The 13,436-nt window shown below is 66.4% G+C and carries 11 protein-coding genes (1 of these 11 only partly in view); 3 read left to right on the top strand and 8 right to left on the bottom strand.

The genetic code is table 11. The features are described from left to right. Positions 1-5 precede the first annotated feature (5 nt). Entirely contained in the window at positions 6-1,673 is a 1,668-nt protein-coding gene (locus BUA29_RS00195) for a CTP synthase (protein WP_072754620.1), read from the bottom strand. A 128-nt stretch (positions 1,674-1,801) separates the two neighbouring features. Then, positions 1,802-2,824 (bottom strand): glucokinase, encoded by a 1,023-nt coding sequence (locus BUA29_RS00190; protein WP_072754619.1) that lies wholly within the window; start codon positions 2,822-2,824, stop codon positions 1,802-1,804. A gap of 176 nt (positions 2,825-3,000) precedes the next feature. Here BUA29_RS00190 and parE point away from each other — a divergent pair, with 176 nt between their 5' ends. Further along, positions 3,001-4,890 carry a DNA topoisomerase IV subunit B gene (gene parE / locus BUA29_RS00185; protein WP_072754618.1) on the top strand — a complete coding sequence of 630 codons (1,890 nt, stop codon included), beginning with the start codon at positions 3,001-3,003 and terminating at the stop codon, positions 4,888-4,890. Between the two features lie 70 nt (positions 4,891-4,960). Here parE and BUA29_RS00180 read toward each other — a convergent pair whose 3' ends face one another. After that, on the bottom strand, positions 4,961-6,223 hold the full coding sequence (locus tag BUA29_RS00180) for an NAD(P)/FAD-dependent oxidoreductase (protein ID WP_072754617.1): 1,263 nt from the start codon (positions 6,221-6,223) through the stop codon (positions 4,961-4,963). Positions 6,224-6,266: 43 nt separating this feature from the next. After that, positions 6,267-6,749: an FKBP-type peptidyl-prolyl cis-trans isomerase gene (locus tag BUA29_RS00175; protein ID WP_072754616.1), complete on the bottom strand. Its 483-nt coding sequence runs from the start codon at positions 6,747-6,749 to the stop codon at positions 6,267-6,269. A 61-nt stretch (positions 6,750-6,810) separates the two neighbouring features. Between BUA29_RS00175 and BUA29_RS00170 the strand changes: the two genes are divergently transcribed. Together BUA29_RS00170 and BUA29_RS12520 are read left to right on the top strand one after the other, a co-directional pair. Beyond that, positions 6,811-7,377, top strand: coding sequence for a C40 family peptidase (locus BUA29_RS00170; protein WP_084602270.1), 567 nt, complete (start codon positions 6,811-6,813; stop codon positions 7,375-7,377). Positions 7,378-7,521: 144 nt separating this feature from the next. Beyond that, positions 7,522-8,202, top strand: a complete 681-nt coding sequence (locus BUA29_RS12520; protein WP_084602269.1) for a C40 family peptidase — start codon at positions 7,522-7,524, stop codon at positions 8,200-8,202. Positions 8,203-8,257: 55 nt separating this feature from the next. Here the strand turns inward: BUA29_RS12520 and BUA29_RS00160 are convergent, their stop codons facing one another. From BUA29_RS00160 to BUA29_RS00145, 4 genes are all read right to left on the bottom strand, one after another. Then, positions 8,258-11,473 carry a type I restriction endonuclease subunit R gene (locus tag BUA29_RS00160; RefSeq protein ID WP_072754615.1) on the bottom strand — a complete coding sequence of 1,072 codons (3,216 nt, stop codon included), beginning with the start codon at positions 11,471-11,473 and terminating at the stop codon, positions 8,258-8,260. After that, on the bottom strand, positions 11,473-12,051 hold the full coding sequence (locus tag BUA29_RS00155; RefSeq protein WP_072754614.1) for a transposase: 579 nt from the start codon (positions 12,049-12,051) through the stop codon (positions 11,473-11,475). The genes BUA29_RS00160 and BUA29_RS00155 overlap by 1 nt, the downstream gene beginning before the upstream one ends. A gap of 7 nt (positions 12,052-12,058) precedes the next feature. Further along, positions 12,059-13,057 carry a virulence RhuM family protein/type II toxin-antitoxin system death-on-curing family toxin gene (locus tag BUA29_RS00150; RefSeq protein WP_072754613.1) on the bottom strand — a complete coding sequence of 333 codons (999 nt, stop codon included), beginning with the start codon at positions 13,055-13,057 and terminating at the stop codon, positions 12,059-12,061. 79 nt (positions 13,058-13,136) lie between these two features. Next, positions 13,137-13,436, bottom strand: the 3' end of a protein-coding gene (locus tag BUA29_RS00145) for a restriction endonuclease (RefSeq protein ID WP_072754612.1). 672 nt of this gene lie beyond the right edge of the window; 300 of the gene's 972 nt are visible here — the last part of the coding sequence; its start codon lies beyond the right edge, outside the window — the gene reads right to left on this strand; it ends in the stop codon at positions 13,137-13,139.

Below are 13,436 nucleotides of genomic sequence, written 5' to 3'. Positions count from 1 at the left end.
TGCACTCACGTCTGCTGGGCCGCACGGCGTTCGCGGGCGGCGCGGATGAAGCCGATGAACAGCGGGTGCCCGCTGCGCGGCGTGGACAGGAACTCCGGATGGGCCTGACAGGCCAGAAACCACGGATGTTCGGATTGCGCCAGCTCGATCATCTCCACCAGCTGATCATCCATCGACTTAGCCGAGATCACTAGCCCTGCGGCTTCCAGCTGGGTGCGGTAGCGGTTGTTGAACTCGTAGCGGTGGCGGTGCCGCTCGGCCACCACCTCCTTGCCATACAGCCGATACGCCAGCGTGCCAGGCCGGATGCGCTGCTCCTGCAAGCCCAGACGCATGGTGCCGCCCAGGTCGGAGTCTTCGCTGCGCCGTTCCACCTGGCCGGTTTGGGTGCGCCATTCGGTGATCAGGCCGATCACCGGGTGCGGAGTATTGCGGTCGTTCTCGGTGCTGTTGGCACCGGCCAACCCGGCCTTGTGCCGGGCGATGTCCACCACCGCCGCCTGCATGCCGTAGCAGATACCGAAGTACGGCAACCCGGTCGCACGCGCATGCTGCGAGGTCAGCACCTTGCCCTCGAAACCACGATCACCGAAGCCACCCGGCACCAGCACGCCGTCCACGCCGGCCAGCAGCGCGGCAGCACCTTCGCGCTCGATGTCGCCGGCCTCGATCCAACGCAGGTTGACCCGGGTGCGCTGACGCAGACCACCGTGCTTTAGGGCTTCGGCCACCGATTTGTAGGCATCCTTGTGATCGACGTATTTGCCGACCACGGCGATGGTGACCTCATCCTCGGGATGCTCGGAGGCCTCCACCACCGCATCCCAGGCCGACAGATCGGCCGGGTGTGCCTTGTCGTGCAGGCGCAGCTGATCGACCACCAGCTGATCCAGCCCCTGGGCATGCAGCCAGCGCGGGATCTTGTAGATGTTGTCCAGGTCGATGGCCGAGATCACCGCTTTTTCCGGCACATTGGTGAACAGCGCGATCTTGCGCCGCTCGCCGTCCGGCAGCGGTTTCTCGCTGCGGCACATCAGCACATCCGGCTGGATGCCGATGCTGCGCAGCTCCTTCACCGAATGCTGGGTGGGCTTGGTCTTGAGTTCGCCGGCGGCGGCGATGTACGGCACCAGGGTCAGGTGCATGAACATGGCACGATCGGCGCCGCGTTCGATGCGCAACTGGCGGATGGCCTCCAGGAACGGCAGCGACTCGATATCGCCCACGGTGCCGCCGATCTCGACGATGCCCACATCGAAGCCGGCGGTGGCGGCGTCGATGCAGTGCTTGATCTGGTCGGTGACGTGCGGGATCACCTGCACGGTGCCGCCCAGGTAGTCGCCGCGACGCTCCTTGCGGATCACCGCCTCATAGATCTTGCCGGTGGTGATCGAGTTGCGCCCGGACAGGCGGGTGTTGACGAAGCGCTCGTAGTGGCCGAGATCGAGGTCGGTCTCGGCGCCGTCGTCAGTGACATAGACCTCGCCGTGCTGGAACGGGCTCATCGTGCCCGGATCGACGTTGAGGTAGGGGTCGAGCTTCATCATCGTGACCTTGAGGCCACGCGCTTCGAGGATGGCCGCAAGCGAGGCGGCGGCGATGCCCTTGCCGAGCGAGGACACCACGCCCCCGGTGACGAACAGCAGGGGCGTATGGGAATGGGGGGATGTCATGTTGGCAGCGTGTCGCTGGAAAGCCGCATTCTAGCGGCAAGGCACCCGCCCGTGCAGGCACACCCGCCCGGGCCGTGAAAAAACCCATTGAATGGAAAGGAAAATCTGCACGCAGCCGGACGCCCCGATCACCCCGGCCGGCGCGCCACATACCAGGCCGCCGCCCCGACCAGGGCCAGCGTGTCATCTTCGACCGTACACACCGGCACCTGACGCAGCGCTTCGGACAGCACCCCTTTGTCGGCAAACCGCTGCCGGAACCCGCCCTGACGCAGCGCGTCCCCCAGATGCACGGTCAGGCCACCGGCCAGGCAAACGGCACGGGCACGAAAGGTCAGCGCCAGATCGCCGGCCACCCCGCCCCACCACTGGCAGAACAGCGCCACGCACTCGCTGGCCAGTGCCTCCCCCTGATGGACGGCGGCGACCACGTCGGCCGGGGTTTTCGCCTGTGCCGCACATCCCCGCACCTCCGCCAACGCCTGATACAGGTTGACCAACCCAGGGCCGGACACCACCCGCTCGCAGGCCACATGCCCAAATCGGGCCTGCAACACCCGCAGCAGCTCGATTTCCAGTGCCGTGCCTGGCGCCAGCGCCGCCTGCCCGGCCTCGCTGGGGAGCACCCGCGGCGCGCCATCCACGTCCACCACCACCGCGGCACCCAGCCCCGTCCCCGGCCCCAGCACCAAGGCCGGCAGCGGCAGCGCCGCCGGGCTGTCAGTTCCGTCCAGCGTGCGCCGTTGCGCCGCGGCCAGCCCCGGCACGGCCCAGGCCAGCGCCTCGAAGTCGTTGATTAGGTACAGCGCAGACATGCCGGCATCGCGCCGGGTGGCGGTCAGCGACACCGGCCAGGGCAGGTTGCGGCTGAGCAGCTGATCGCCCTCCACCACCCCGGCAATCGCCAGCACAGCGACCGTTGCCGTCGCGGCACCTGACGCCGCCTCATCCGTCTGAAAGCGCCGCAGCAGGGCGGCCAGATCAGCGGCGTCGGCACAGGCATATCGACGCAATGCCAACAACCGACGGTCAGCGCCGGCGACGTCCATCACGCCCAGCCGGGCATGGGTGCCGCCGATGTCGCCCACCAGCAGCCGCACCGGCTGCGGCATGGCCTGCTGCTCCGCTCGTGCTGCCGGATCCCCCGCCATGGTGTCCTCGTCGTTCAGACGTTCCCCTGCGGGACGCGTTCAGGCCTGCGCAGGCATTCGCCTGCATTCTAGGCCATCCTCCGGCCAGCCCAGGCTGGCCGCCGCCAGGCATCCGGGCGGCTTGACCCCAACCGCCGCCGCGCCCATCCTGCTGGGCTCTTTGCTGACCCCTGCTTATGAACAGCCGTTACAACGCCGCCGACATCGAAGTCCTTTCCGGGCTGGACCCCGTCAAGCGCCGGCCCGGCATGTACACCGACACCAGCCGCCCCAACCATCTGGCGCAGGAAGTCATCGACAATGCCGTGGACGAGGCACTGGCCGGCTACGCGCGCCGGATCGACGTCACGCTGTATGCCGACGGCAGCTGCGAAGTCGCCGATGACGGCCGCGGCATGCCGGTGGACATCCACCCGGAGGAGAAAATCCCCGGCGTCGAGCTGATCCTCACCCGCCTGCACGCGGGCGGCAAGTTCAGCAACAAGAACTACACCTTCAGCGGCGGCCTGCATGGCGTCGGCGTCAGCGTGGTCAATGCGCTGTCGAAAAAGGTCGACGTCTATATCAAGCGCGACGGCAACGAGTACCACATGGCGTTTGCCGACGGCGCACCGGCCAGCCCGCTGCGCGTGGTGGGCAGTGTCGGCAAGAAAAACACCGGCACCCGGCTGCGGTTCTGGCCTGATCCGAAGTATTTCGACACCCCTAAGTTCAACCTGCGCGCGCTCAAGCACCTGCTGCGCGCCAAGGCCGTGCTGTGCCCGGGGCTGACGGTCACCCTGTACGACGAGGCCAGCGGCGAGCGCGTGCAGTGGTATTTCGAAGACGGCCTGCGCGACTACCTGCGCGGCGAGCTTGCCGACCGCGAGCTGCTGCCACCGGAGCTGTTCGTCGGGTCGCTGAAGAAAGACACCGAAGTGGTGGACTGGGCGGTGGCCTGGGTGCCCGAGGGCGAGCTGGTGCAGGAAAGCTACGTCAACCTGATCCCCACCCCCCAGCACGGCACCCACGTCAACGGGCTGCGCACCGGCTTCACCGAGGCGCTGCGCGAGTTCTGCGATTTCCGCAACCTGCTGCCGCGCGGGGTCAAGCTGGCGCCGGAGGACGTCTGGGATCGCATCAGCTTCGTGCTGTCGCTGAAGATGACCGACCCGCAGTTCTCCGGCCAGACCAAGGAGCGCCTGTCCTCGCGCCAGGCGGCCGGGTTCGTGGAAGGCGCCGCGCACGATGCCTTCAGCCTGTGGCTCAACGCCAACACCGAAGCCGGCGAGCGGATCGCCCAGCTGGCCATCGAGCGCGCCAGCGCACGGTTGAAGACGGAAAAGCAGATCGTCCGCAAAAAAGTCACCCAGGGCCCGGCCCTGCCCGGCAAGCTGGCCGACTGCATCAGCCAGGACCTGTCGCGCACCGAGCTGTTCCTGGTCGAAGGCGACTCCGCCGGCGGCAGCGCCAAGCAGGCGCGCGACAAGGAGTTCCAGGCCATCCTGCCGCTGCGCGGCAAGATCCTCAATACCTGGGAGGTGGCCTCCGGCCAGGTGCTGGCGTCGCAGGAAGTGCATGACCTGGCGGTGGCGATCGGCTGCGACCCCGGCAAGGACGACCTGACCGGCCTACGCTACGGCAAGATCATCATCCTGGCCGACGCCGATTCCGATGGGCTGCACATCGCCACCCTGCTGTCGGCCCTGTTTTTGCGCCACTTCCCGGCGCTGGTGCACGGCGGCCATGTGTTCGTGGCGATGCCGCCGCTGTTCCGCGTGGACGTGGGCAAGCAGGTGTTTTACGCGCTGGACGAGGAAGAAAAGCGCCTGCTGCTGGACAAGATCGCCCGCGAAAAACCCAAAGGGCAGGTCAGCGTCACCCGCTTCAAGGGGCTGGGCGAGATGAACCCGCAACAGCTGCGCGAATCGACCATGCACGTGGACACGCGCCGGCTGGTGCAGCTCACCATCGACGATGCCGAGGAAACCCACCGGCTGATGGATCTGCTGCTGGCCAAGAGACGCGCCTCCGACCGCAAGGCCTGGCTGGAACAAAAGGGCGACATGGCCACGCTGGAGGTATGACCTGCTCGCGCCCCGTCTGCGCAACCCGACGGGGCCCAGACTGACGCGCCCCGCGTGTGGGCGCGGGTGTTTAAGCAAACCGCGCCGGGTCGAACGGCGTCGGGTCGAGTGCAGGCGGACGGCCGGTGATCAGATCAGCCAGCAGCTGGCCGCCGCCGGCACTCATGCCCACGCCCATCATGCCGTGCCCGAGGTTGAGCCAGAGCCGGTCACGGCCGGGGACACGGCCAATCAGGGGCACGTCATCGCGGCTCATCGGCCGCCAGCCACACCATTTCTCCTGCACTTCGGGCCCGAACGGTTGCTGCAGGAACGCCTGCGCACCACGCTCCAGCGCCGCCAGCCGACGCTCGTTGAGGCTGTCGTCGTGGCCGGAAAACTCCATGGTGCTGCCCAGCCGGTAGCCACCGCGCCAGGACGTGACACAGACCGAAGGTTCGATCAGCACCAGTGGCCGCTGCGGACGCAGGGCCGGCGGGGTGTAGGTAATCGAATACCCCTTGCCCGGCTCGATGGCGCGGCGCAGCCAACGCAGGCCCAGATCGGCCGCCTGCAGCGGCGCCCAGGCGCCGGTCGCCAGCACCACGTCGCGGGCACGAATGCGGCCGCGACTGGTGTCGGCCACCAGCCCGTCACGACTGCGCGCCAACGCCCGCAACTGGCAGCGCTCGAACAGATGACAGCCGTGCGTGCGCGCCACCCGGGCAAGCTCGGCCACGTAGCGGTCCGGCCGCAGCGCGGCATCGCCACGGAACCGGATCGCCCCTGCCACTCCGGGCTTGACCGCCGGCTCCTGCGCCTCGTACGCCGCCCCTTCGATGACCTCGACCTCGATCCCTAACGCCCGCAGCAGCGGCAGGTCGGTCAGTTCGTCCTCAAACGCCCGCGCGGTGCGGAAAACGTAATCCTCACCGCTTTCAGTGAAATCGCAGTCCAGCCGATACCGGTCGATCCAGTCGGCAATGCGCGCCCGCGAATCCGCCAGCAGGGCGTACTTGGCACGGGCACTGGCGGCATAGTCGCGGGCATTGCAGCGGCGGGCAAAACCGAGGAACCAGCGCCACCGCCGCACGGCATGCAGCGGCCGGACATACAGCGGCGCATCCGGGGTCAACATCCAGCGCAGCACCTTCGCCAGCGTGCCCGGCCCCGCCAGCGGTGGCGCATGGCTCGGCGTGAGCGTGCCGCAGTTGCCGTGCGAGGCGCCGCAGCCGGGCACACCGGCGTCGATCACGGTCACCTCGCGGCCGGCTTCGGTCAACGCAAACGCGGTGGCCAGCCCGGACACACCGGCCCCGACCACCAGGCAATCGACGGACGCTTCTCCCTGCATGCACGCCCCCTGCCCCGGCTCGCACGCCGGCTAAAACCCCGCATCAGTGCTGGTGACCACCCTCACCGTGGACATGGCCGTGCGCCAGTTCTTCCTCGCTGGCCTCACGCACCTCCACGATCTCGATGTCGAACTCCAGGTCCTTGCCCGCCATCGGATGGTTCAGGTCGATATCGACGGTGGTCAGGCCCACCTTGTCGACGGTGACTGCACGCGGGCCGAAGTTGGTGTTGACCACCACCTGCATGCCCGGCTCCAGCCGCATCTCACCGAAATGCTTTTTCGGCACACGCTGGATCATCCCCTCGCGCCGCTCGCCGTAGGCCTCTGCCGCCGGCACCGACGCCTTGAAGCTGTCACCCGCTTCATGGCCTTCCATCGCCTTCTCCAGCCCCGGAATGATCTGGCCGCGACCAAACAGGATCGCCAGCGGCTCGCCGCCGTCCTTGGAGCTTTCGACAGGGGCCTGGCCGGCCTCGGCCACGGCATAGTGGAAACGGACGACGCGATCTTTCTCGATTTTCATAGGTGCCTGCCTTCGGTTGGGTGCTTGCCGTGTCCGCCAGATGCGGCAACACTGCGCGTTGATGAGACCAGCCGACTGCAATCAGCGACCGGGCCTGCATTATCGTTGCTTCGCCCCGCTTGCGCCATGCCTGGGGCTGCTGCTGGCGTTGCTGCTGCCCGGCTGCGGCAGCGCCCCGCCTCGCCCGGCCGCACCCGCCACCGCACGTCTGCAGGCCTGGCCCGTGCTACCGCCCGCCGACCCGGTGCGAGCCAATGCCGTGCTGATGCGGGCGATCAGCCTGGTCGGCACCCCCTACCGCTACGGCGGCAATACCCCGGAAGGAGGATTCGATTGCAGCGGCCTGGTCGGCTATGTGTACCGCGACATGCTCGACCTGCGGCTGCCGCGCACCACCCGAGAACTGGCCGCGCTGGCTGGCCCGCCGATTCCACCGTCGCAGCTGGCCGGCGGCGATCTGGTGTTCTTTGGCACCGGCCGCGACGTCACCCACGTTGGCATCTATGTCGGTGAAGGCCGCTTCGTGCATGCCCCCAGCAGCGGCGGCACGGTACGGCTAGACCATCTGGACGGCCCCTGGTGGCGCGACCACTACCGCGGCGCCCGGCGCCTGCTCTTCGAAAAGTGACTCCGATCACATTTTCAGACATTTCCGACCCAAAACAGGCCATTTGGCCTATTCAGGTTGTCGCCGGCTAACGTTTTCTGAACCCTTCACCGGCCATCCCCGGGCATAGTCACCCCCCGTTTCCGGCACCGTGATGACCGCGCGATGACAGTGACCCTGCCCCACGGCCATATCCCCCCACGTTCCCGCCGTCTGTTTTCCCTGATTGCCGTCCTGGCTGGCTGCCTGACCGCCCTGCCGGCCTTGGCCGCTCCTCCGGCCGAAGCGACCGCCCCCACCGAGGCGGCCGCAGCACTTCCGACCACGACCGCGACCACGAGCGCGGCAGCGATCTCGACCCCCGCATCGGCGCCAGAGGCTGCGGTCTTGCCGGCATTGCCCAAGACCGCTCCGATCGCCACCCCAGACACCGCCCCGTCCGTTCCTGCGGCGACCGCAGGGGGCACCATCAAGACCGTGCTGCAACGCGCGTTCACCCTGCTCGGCACGCCCTATCGCTATGGCGGCAGCTCGCCCGAACGCGGCTTTGACTGCAGCGGGCTGGTCAGCTACGTGTTTCGTACCATCGGCATCGACCTGCCGCGCATGTCCCGGGCGATGGCACAGGAAGGCACCCGCATCGTCGGCCGCGAGGCACTGAGCGAAGGTGATCTGGTGTTCTTCGGCCGGCGCGGCCATGTCGATCATGTCGGCATCTACATCGGCAATGGCCAGTTCCTGCACGCCCCGCGCACCGGCCGCGACGTCACCGTGTCCAGCCTCAGCGAAGGCTACTGGGCCAACAAATTCATCGAAGCGCGCCGGCTGATGGGCAGCGGCGACTGACCGCCTCACACCCCAACCAGGACGCCGTCTGCGGGCGGCGTTGCTGTATTTGCGCCTAGCCTGAAACCGGTCGCACGGCCGTGAACTGCGGCTCTGCAACCCACTGCATACTCAATGCTTCCGCTTGGGCCAGCACCGTCTGTACCGCCGCATCCTGTAAATCGGGCGGGTAGCCATACTTGCGCAGGATGCGCTTGACCAGCACGCGCATGCGAGCGCGTGCCGATTCACGGTGCGCCCAGTCCACGGTAACGTTCTCGCGCAGACTCGTCAGCAGTTCGTGAGCGATGACCTTGAGCTTGTCGTCGCCCATGACCTGCACCGCGCTCTCATTCTCGGCCAGGGCGTCGTAGAAGGCGATCTCCTCGTCCGTGAGGCCCTGCTCTTCGCCCCGTTGGCGCGCCGCGCGGATGTCGCGGGCCAGTTCAATCAGTTCTTGCAGCACCTCGGCGGTGGTGATGGCATTGGCGTGGTAGCGTGCCACCGCGTCCTCCAGCCGCTGCGAGAATGCGCGGGTTTCCACCACGTTGGCCTTGGCTCGGGAGCGAATCCCGTCGTTGAGGAGCTTTTTCAAGGCTTCCAGCGCCAGGTTCTTCTTCTCCATCTGCTGCACTTCGGCGAGGAATTCGTCCGACAGGATGGAGATGTCCGGGCTCTTGATCCCGCTTGCGGCCAGAATGTCCACGATCTCGGTCGAGACCACCGCACGGCTGACGATTTGCTGGATGGCCAGATCACGCGCTTGCGGGGTCACGCCCGAGCCGGTGCCGCTCTTGACCAGCGCAGCACGGATCGCCTGGAAGAAACCGACTTCCTCCCGAATCTCACGCGCTTCGTCAGAGGCGGACGCCAGCGCGAACGCCTTGGACAAGGCCAGCACCGCGTCCTGAAAGCGCCGATGGGCCGCTTTCTTGCCCTCCGGGGTGTGCTCCTTCGCCGCCCACTGCTGTTGCTGGTCGAGAATCCACTCAATGGCACTTGCCATCATCGCCAGCCGCTGCTGCGGGGTGCCATCCAAGGCGGCGCGGTAGTCGAAGCCGTGGAACATGTCGCGCACGACCTCGTACTTCTCCATCATCACCGCGACGGCTTGCGCCTCATCCACGCCCGTCTGCTCGCGGTCGCGCGGCGAATACTGCGCCAGCGCCGACTTCAGGTTGTGCGCAATGCCGATGTAGTCCACGACGAGCCCCGCAGGCTTGTCGCGGAACACGCGGTTCACCCGCGCAATGGCCTGCATCAGGCCGTGGCCGCGCATCGGCTTGTCCACGTACATCGTGTGCATGCAGGGCGCGTCAAAGCCGGTCAGCCACATGTCCCGCACGATGACGAGCTTGAGCGGGTCTTTCGGATCGCGGGCGCGCTTGGCCAGCAGATCGCGCCGCGCTTTGTTGCCGATGTGCGGCTGCCACTCGGGCGGGTCGCTCGCCGAGCCGGTCATCACGATCTTGACCGCGCCCGCGTTGTCGTCGGCACTGTGCCAGTCGGGCCGCAGCTTGACGATCTCGTCATAGAGCTTCACGCAGATGCGGCGGCTCATGCACACCACCATCGCCTTGCCGTCCAGCGCCGCCACGCGGTCTTCGAAGTGCTGAACGATGTCCGCCGCCACCAGAGCCAGGCGCTTGTCGCTGCCCACCAGGGCTTCCACCGTGGCCCATTTCTGCTTGACGCGCTCGCGGATCGGTTCCTCCTCGTCTTCGAGCAGCTCCTCGATCTCGGCATCGATCTTGGGCTTTTCGTCCTCGTCCAGCTCAATCCGCGCCAGCCGCGACTCGTAGTAGATCGGCACGGTCGCGCCATCCTCGACCGCACGGCTGATGTCGTAGATATCGATGTAATGGCCGAACACCGCAGGCGTGTTGATGTCATCCGCCTCGATGGGCGTGCCGGTGAAGCCGATGAAGGAGGCATTCGGCAGGGCATCGCGCAGGTACTTGGCAAAGCCGTAGGAAATCTCGCCCGTTTTGGCGTCCACCTTGGCCTTGAAGCCGTATTGACTGCGGTGCGCCTCATCCGCAATGACGACGACGTTGCGGCGGGTGGTGAGCGGCTCCGCGATCTCGCCGAACTTCTGCAAGGTCGTGAAAATCACCCCGCCCGAGGCGCGGCTCAACAACGCCTGCAAATGCTCGCGGCTCTCAGCCTGCACCGGCGTCTGCCGGATCAGATCGCGGCACATCGAAAAGGTGGCAAAGAGCTGGTCGTCCAAATCGTTGCGGTCGGTCAGCACCACCAGCGTCGGATTTTCCATCGCCGGGTGCTTGACCAGCAGCCCGGCATAAAAGGCCATCAGCAGGCTTTTGCCAGAGCCTTGCGTGTGCCAGATCACGCCTGCGCGGCGGTCGCCTGTGGCCTGCGTTTGGGCACTGGGCAAACCGTAACGCGCCGGATCTTCGGCCACGCCTTGTGCGGACGCGCGCAGCGTCTGCTCCACCGCCTTTTGCACCGCGTGAAACTGGTGGTAGCCCGCGATGATCTTGACCAGCCCCGTGCCCGTTTCACCAAACACGGTGAAATCGCGCAGCAGCGCAAGCAGGCGGCGCGGCTCGAACACGCCCTCGATGAGGGTGGCGAGTTCCGGCGCACCTTTCGGTGCCACGGCCGTGCCATCGGTGGTGCGCCACGGCATGAAGCGCTCCAAGTCTGCGGACAGCGAACCGACCCGCGCCGCAATGCCGTCCGAGGTGACCAGCAGCGCGTTGGTGTGGAACAACTGCGGGATCTGCTGCTTGTAGGTCTGCAACTGGTTGAAGGCAGCCAGCAGATGGGCGTTTTCACTGCCCGGCGCCTTCAGCTCGATCACGGCCAGCGGCAAGCCGTTGACGAACACCACCACATCCGGCCGCCGCTTGTTCTGGCCGCGGATCACCACGAACTGGCTCACCGCCAACCAGTCGTTCTGCTCCGGGTGCTCAAAGTCGATGAGCGCAACCTTGCCCGCCCTCAGCGTACCGTCGTCAGCGTAATACTCGACGTCCACGCCTTCCGTCATCAGCTTGTGCAGGCGGCGGTTTTCTTCGAGCAGCGAAGGCAGCTCGGACTGCATCACCCGCCGCACCGCCTCCTGCCGCGCTTCCAAGGGCAGGCCAGGGTTCAGGCGTGCCACCGCCGCCTCGAAGCGCTTTTTCAGCACCACCTCGTCGTGGCTGTCGCGCTCCGGTCGATGCCCATCGGGGCCGATGTCCTCCTCGCGCTCGATGCGATACCCAAGCCCTTGCAACTGGGCGAGCAGCGCGCTTTCGACCTCGGCCTCCGAAAGAAACGCCATTACGGTTTCCCCCTTTTCCAATTCTCCGGGTGCTCCCGATCCAGCGCCCACTGCAACGGATTGTTGACGATGTACGCGCGGATGCCGTCGAGCGAAGCCTCGTTGCGGATGATGTGTTCGTAGTAGTTGCGTTGCCAGCCAAAGTTCGCCATGCCATGTTGGCGAATGCGCCGCGTCGTCACCGCCTTGAACGCCCGCACGATATCCCCCACCGTAGGGGCGCGATTCATCGCGCCCGTATCGTAATCCGCCACACCCGTTTGGATGGACGACACGAATTCGGGCGCGATGAATTCGGGCGCGATAAATCGCGCCCCTACGTGAATGATACCGTGCACATGATTGGGCATGACGACGAACGCATCGGTCTGAACCCCTGGAAACCGGCGCGGCAGGCCATGCCATTCTGCATCGACCACGGCCCCCGCCGCATTCAACCGCATCTCCCCATCCACCACCTCGCCGAACAAACATACCCGCCCCTGGGTGCAGATCGTCACGAAATAGGCTCCAGCCTGGGCGTAGTCGTAGCCTTTCAGGCGCAGGCTGCGGCGGTTGGGATGCTGGCCGGCCCTCATGCAGCCCTCACGAGTTCACGCCTTCGGGCACGGCCAGCATGTTTTCGATCAGCCGGATCATCACGTCCTTGTTCTTGGCATCCGATTCGGCCACCAAAAGCGCCAGTGCGGCCAGCCCCACGTCGTTGATGACCGGCTCGCCACCCCGCAGCAGCCGCCCGTTGCGCGCCAGAAAATCCACGAACAACAACGCACCGCTGCGCTTGTTGCCGTCGGTGAAGGGGTGGTTTTTGATGACGAAATACAGCAAGTGCGCGGCCTTGGTTTCCACCGTGGGATAGGCCGGCTCGCCAAACACCGTCTGCGCCAGGTTGCCCAGGAGCGCGGCAAAGGCATCGCCGCGCTCGCGCCCGAACAGGTCGGTGGCCTCGCCGCGCGCCATCAGGTCGGCCTTGAGGCGGGCGATGGCGGCGCGGGCCTCCTCCAGCGTGGGCAGCGCCCCACCCGGGCTGCCTGCCGGGGCGGTGAGCAAGCCTTCGTCGTAACGTTGCAGCCATAGGAAGGTTTGGGTGTAGCGGGCGATCACGTCCACCAGCCCGCGCCCCTGCTCGGCGGTCAGCGCCTCACCGGCAGCGGCTTTTTTCACCAGCGCTAGCGCCGCTTCCAGCTCGGCGGCGTTTTGCTCGAAGCGCTGCCGGTCCAGGCTGTAGCCCTGGGTCAGATGCTCGCGCAGCACCCGCGTGGCCCATTGGCGGAAGCGCGTGGCGCGGCTGGAGTTGACCCGGTAACCCACCGAGATGATGGCGTCGAGGTTGTAGTGCTTGAGGCGACGCTGCACCTGCCGACGCCCCTCGGTTTGAACTGCTAAGAAATCCTTAGTGGTTGCCGCTTCCTCCAGCTCGCCATCTCGGAAGATGTTCTTCAGGTGCATGAGCACGTTTTCCGGCGTGGTGGCAAAGACCTCGGCCATCTGGCGCTGCGTCAGCCAGATGGATTCGCCCTCCAGCCGAACCTGCACCGGCTGTCCGCTCGACTCGAAGATGACGAGTTGGTTGGGCGTGGTCATGGTTTTCTCTCCCTGAAAAACGATACGGCATCCTTCACCCAAGGTTTGCCGGAAATGGGCCAAGCGTCGGAGAGGTGGATCATGCCAAAACCAAGCCAGGTTTCAGACCGAGCCGCTCGCGAAACTCCGGTGGAATATCGCCCCAGTGTTCGATCAACAGATCGACGAGCTGGCGCCCGTTGATCAGGCCGATGCGCGGGAAGCCGGGCTCCAGCGCCACGTCGGCAGCGGCATTCTGGAAGTCGGCGGTGGTGATGAAAGCGCCCTGTCCACCGAAAGGAATGGCCTGCCGAAGCTGCCGCACCGTGTTCGCACTGACCTTGGCGCCGAGCCTGTAGCGTTTGGCCTGCACAAAGACCTTGACCTTGGCGAGGTTGGC

It is taken from the genome of Thermomonas hydrothermalis (assembly GCF_900129205.1).
GTDB lineage: Bacteria > Pseudomonadota > Gammaproteobacteria > Xanthomonadales > Xanthomonadaceae > Thermomonas > Thermomonas hydrothermalis.
The sequence above is the reverse complement of the archived record's forward strand: the minus strand, read 5'-3'. Positions and strand labels throughout refer to the sequence as shown.